Below are 4,873 nucleotides of genomic sequence, written 5' to 3' on the forward strand. Positions count from 1 at the left end.
CACCTTTCCGGGAGGCTTGTCTTGTGCTTGTCGGGGGTGGACACTAAGGAGATCTTCTGCGAATGAACATCGCAGGAACAATTCGTCCTTTAATTGTTCCGAAGGCGCTTCCGCTTTTCTAATTCAGTTGTGATACCAATGTCTTCATGGTATTTTAGATGTATGCCAATTTGTGATTTCTAGTATTTCCCTTTCTAAAAAGTGAATTTGATTTCACTTATACAGTATTGGAAGTAATCTTATTTAGATAATAAGAATTTGAGGTGAAAGTGTGAAAAGAATAGGAGTGCTTACGAGTGGAGGGGATTCCCCGGGCATGAACGCGGCAATTCGTGCCGTAGTAAGAAAAGCTATTTATCATGATATAGAGGTTTTTGGAGTTTTAGGAGGATATTCAGGGCTTATAAGCGGGAATATTAACAAACTGGAGCTTGGTTCCGTTGGAGATATCATCCATCGCGGGGGAACGATATTATACTCTGCTCGATGTGAGGAATTCAAAACAAAAGATGGCCAACAAAGAGGATTGGAACAGTTAAAGAAATATGGGATTGAAGGATTAGTCGTTATTGGAGGAGATGGGTCCTATCATGGTGCAAGAGCACTATCTGAGCAAGGTTTTCCATGCATTGGCATTCCGGGAACGATAGACAATGATATTGCAGGAACTCAGTATACCATCGGCTTCGATACGGCTATTAATACGGTTATTGACGCAATTGATAAAATACGAGATACAGCTACCTCTCATGAACGCACCTTTATTATTGAGGTCATGGGAAGAAATGCAGGAGACATTGCTCTATGGGCGGGATTAGCCGGTGGGGCAGAAACCATTCTTATTCCAGAAGAAAAATATAATATGGATGAAATTGCTGCCAGACTAATTAAGGGACATGCACGGGGTAAGAAGCATAGTATTATCATCGTGGCAGAAGGTGTGACAACGGGAATGGATTTTGCCAAAGAACTCGAGGAAGCTACGAATTTTGATACACGGGTTTCTGTCTTAGGACATATGCAGCGCGGCGGCTCTCCAACAGCATTTGACCGTGTTCTCGCCAGTCGCCTTGGTGCATATGCGGTAGAGCTCTTGCTTGAAGGCAAGGGAGGACGTGCTGTTGGAATTGAGAACAATCTAGTTGTTGACCATGATTTTAATAAGGTCCTTGATACTAAGCATGTAGTGGATCTTGGAATCTTTAGATTATCAAAGGAACTTTCGATTTAATAGAGGAGGAAACATCATGCGAAAAACAAAGATCGTATGTACGATTGGACCAGCCAGTGAGAGTGTTGAAAAATTAATGCAGTTAATTGAAGCTGGGATGAATGTGGCACGTTTAAACTTTTCACATGGAAATTTCGAAGAGCATGGACAGCGAATCCGAAATATACGGGAGGCAGCTAGACGGGCGGAAAAAACGGTTGCCATTCTTTTAGATACGAAAGGTCCTGAAATTCGTACTCATAATATGAGACACGATGCCATTGAATTGAAAGCAGGCAATGAAATCATTGTTTCTATGAATGAAGTTGAAGGGACAGCGGAGAGGTTTTCTGTTACATATGCCGAGTTAATTAATGACATAGAGGTAGGTTCTAAGATATTACTTGATGATGGTTTGATTGCTCTTGAGGTGAACAAGATTGATAAGGCTTCAAAAGAAATTCATACGATCATTTTAAATGGCGGAATATTAAAGAATAAGAAGGGTGTTAATGTTCCAGGAGTATCTGTAAATTTACCTGGTATAACAGAAAAGGACGCTCAAGATATCCTTTTTGGAATTGAACAGGGAATTGACTTTATCGCAGCTTCATTTGTTCGCAGAGCATCTGATGTTCTGGAAATTAGACAGCTTTTAGAAGACAATCAGGCCTCACATATCCAGATCATACCTAAAATTGAAAACCAAGAAGGAGTCGATAAAATCGATGAAATTCTTGAGGTGTCTGATGGAATAATGGTTGCTAGAGGAGATCTTGGAGTTGAAATACCTGCGGAAGAGGTTCCTTTAGTGCAGAAGCAATTAATCAAAAAATGCAATGCACAAGGAAAACCTGTCATTACAGCTACACAAATGCTTGACTCCATGCAGCGCAACCCTCGTCCTACTCGAGCTGAAGCAAGTGATGTAGCAAATGCCATCTTTGATGGTACTGATGCTATTATGCTTTCTGGAGAAACAGCTGCAGGCGCATATCCTTTTGAAGCTGTGCAAACGATGCATAATATTGCTTCCCGTGCAGAGACAGCTTTAGCACATAAAGAAATTCTCTCCTCACGCAGTAAAGACAATGAACATAATATAACCGATGCTATTGGTCAATCTGTTGCACATACGGCACTTAACCTTGATGTTCATGCCATAATCACACCTACTGAAAGCGGTCATACGGCAAGGATGATTTCTAAGTATCGTCCTAAAGCACCGATTGTCGCTGTTACATCAAATGATTATGTTTCTCGCCGTCTTGCACTCGTTTGGGGAGTTTATCCGCAAATTGGAAGAAAGGCATCAACAACAGATGACATGCTTGATGCCGCAGTAGAAGAAAGCTTAAATAGCGGGATTGTGTCTTCTGGTGATTTAGTTGTTATAACAGCGGGTGTTCCGGTAGGTGAAGCAGGAACCACAAACTTGATGAAAATACATGTCGTAGGGGATATCTTGGTAAAGGCTCAAGGAATTGGACGAAAGTCTGCATTTGGAAAAGTAGTTGTTGCCCGTAATGCAGAGGAAGCGAATGCTAAAGTAACAGAAGGAGCCATTTTAGTAACAATTGGATCGGATCGAGAAATGGTGCCAGCTATCGAGAAGTGCAGCGCGCTTATTACAGAGGAAGGCGGGCTAACGAGTCATGCGGCAGTAGTTGGAATTAATATTGGCATACCTGTTATCGTTGGAGTTGAAAATGCAACAACTTTATTGAAGGATGGGCAGGAAATTACAGTCGACTCCAATCGGGGTGTTATTTATAACGGGCATGCTAGTGTTCTCTAACATGGTGACACTATGAGATATTTAATATTATTGATCATTGTTGTTCCCGCTGCAGAGATTGGGATGCTCCTCCTCTCAGGGAATTTTATAGGGGTATGGCCAACAATTGGCTTAATTGTATTTACAGGCGTATTGGGAGCATATTTAGCTAAGAAACAGGGGCTTGAAACGATAAGGCGAGCTAGGGAGCAGCTGAGCTATGGCCGAATGCCAGGAGACGCGATTCTCGATGGGATATGTGTGTTAATCGGTGGAACATTGCTTCTCACCCCGGGTTTTTTAAGTGATATTACTGGTTTACTCTTATTAGCTCCCCCAACAAAAAGCATATTCAAAAAGCTCATGATTAAATGGTTTCGAAAATGGATAGACAGAAATACAATAACGATTATAAGATAAGCTGAAATAGAGAAAGGTCATTCCATAATGGAATGACCTTTTTCTGCATGTATTTAAGACTCAGGTTTCCCTTTGATAAATAGCCATAAATCATGGAATACGTTAGCTTTATGCAGGGTTGTAATAATGACTAGAGTAACAGGGCCGACAATCAGTCCTAAAAATCCAATTAACTTAAACCCGACAAACAAGGCAATTAAAGTAGCTAAAGGATCAAGTCCGATGTTGGAGGAAAGAATTTTTGGCTCCATAATTTGACGCTGAACGAGAACAATTGTATATAAAATCCCTAATCCGATAGCCATACCTAAATCTCCAGCAACGGCTTCATAAATGATCCAGGGAACAAAAATTAATCCGGTCCCTAAATAAGGGATAATGTCAACAATTCCTGCAATTAGTGCAATCGTTATTGCATAATCAACTCTTAAAATTAATAACCCAATTAAAATGATGACTGTTGAGATGGAGATAAGTGTTGCTTGGGCTTTCACAAATCCAAAAAGAGCTTTTTTAAGGTCTGCAAAAACTGTTATTCCGCTCGTCTTCGCTCGGTTTGGAAGCAGTTTGCCGGCCATTGCAGAAAGCCGGTACCAATCTTTACTAATAAAAAATGTGCCAAGCAACGAGAAAATCAAAACAGTTGCTGCATTCGGAAACCAAGATAAAATATTCGGTATTTTGCCAAAGAAGTTTTGAATAAATGTCCCTAAAGTTGACCCAATCTTCTTTCCGACATTCTCTATATTTTCCATAATTGTACCTTGCTGCCCGGTATCCAGACTATTAAACAGACTTGTTATCTGATTGTAAAATGGAATAATTTGTCCTGCAAAGAATTGTTCAACATAATCAATAAGTGTTTCCAAATGATCTGGAACTACTTTAGCCAAGTAATCTGCACCTGATACAATCTCTGCTATTAATAGAGTGATCAGACCTGCAAATAGAGCGATAATCAGAACTATACTAATTAGAACCGCTAGTGCACGAGGCATTCGCCATTTATTCTGGAGGAAATTAACGAGCGGGTTAATAAGAAAGGCAATGGCAAAACCAATAATAAACGGGTATGTCACTTTTGAAACATAGAAAAAACCTATAAGAATCAATAGAGCAAAGCCGATAACGAATAATAACCTTAACGTTCGATAAAAATATACTGGGTTCAAGCAAGTACCTCCTTATGACATTGCATAAAAACTAATATTATTTACTTAAATTACAGAAGAAAGTTTCATTATTTAAAGAAATAACAATAAAAACTTAATGGAAAAGATATTTCTCTGCAGAATATTTTACCATTTCCAAAATAGGATATCATCTTATAAACACACTAATCTTCTGATAGGGAAAAGTTGTAATAAAAGGTAATTTATTTTTAATAATTCTGAAATTATGTTAGAATAATATTAAGAATAGAATGTATTTTTTATTCGTATCCATACTAAAAATGACTTTATATT

At 39.1% G+C, this 4,873-nt stretch carries 4 protein-coding genes; 3 read left to right on the plus strand and 1 reads right to left on the minus strand.

Features of this window, described 5'->3' with window-relative positions; genetic code table 11:
• The first annotated feature begins 271 nt into the window (after positions 1-271).
• Genes pfkA through V7122_RS19245 form a run of 3 tightly spaced genes read left to right on the plus strand, consistent with a single transcriptional unit; the run spans position 272 to position 3,407 of the window.
• Positions 272-1,231 carry a 6-phosphofructokinase gene (gene pfkA, locus V7122_RS19235; protein WP_335528339.1) on the plus strand — a complete coding sequence of 320 codons (960 nt, stop codon included), beginning with the start codon at positions 272-274 and terminating at the stop codon, positions 1,229-1,231.
• 16 nt (positions 1,232-1,247) lie between these two features.
• Positions 1,248-3,008 carry a pyruvate kinase gene (pyk, locus tag V7122_RS19240; RefSeq protein ID WP_335343861.1) on the plus strand — a complete coding sequence of 587 codons (1,761 nt, stop codon included), beginning with the start codon at positions 1,248-1,250 and terminating at the stop codon, positions 3,006-3,008.
• Between the two features lie 12 nt (positions 3,009-3,020).
• Entirely contained in the window at positions 3,021-3,407 is a 387-nt protein-coding gene (locus V7122_RS19245) for an FxsA family protein (protein WP_335343860.1), read from the plus strand.
• 53 nt (positions 3,408-3,460) lie between these two features.
• On the opposite strand, the gene ytvI is transcribed toward V7122_RS19245, so the two are convergent.
• Entirely contained in the window at positions 3,461-4,579 is a 1,119-nt protein-coding gene (gene ytvI, locus V7122_RS19250; protein ID WP_335343859.1) for a sporulation integral membrane protein YtvI, read from the minus strand.
• Positions 4,580-4,873 lie beyond the last annotated feature (294 nt).

The sequence above is a fragment of the Bacillus sp. JJ1532 genome, from assembly GCF_036965085.1.
Lineage (GTDB): Bacteria > Bacillota > Bacilli > Bacillales > Cytobacillaceae > Cytobacillus.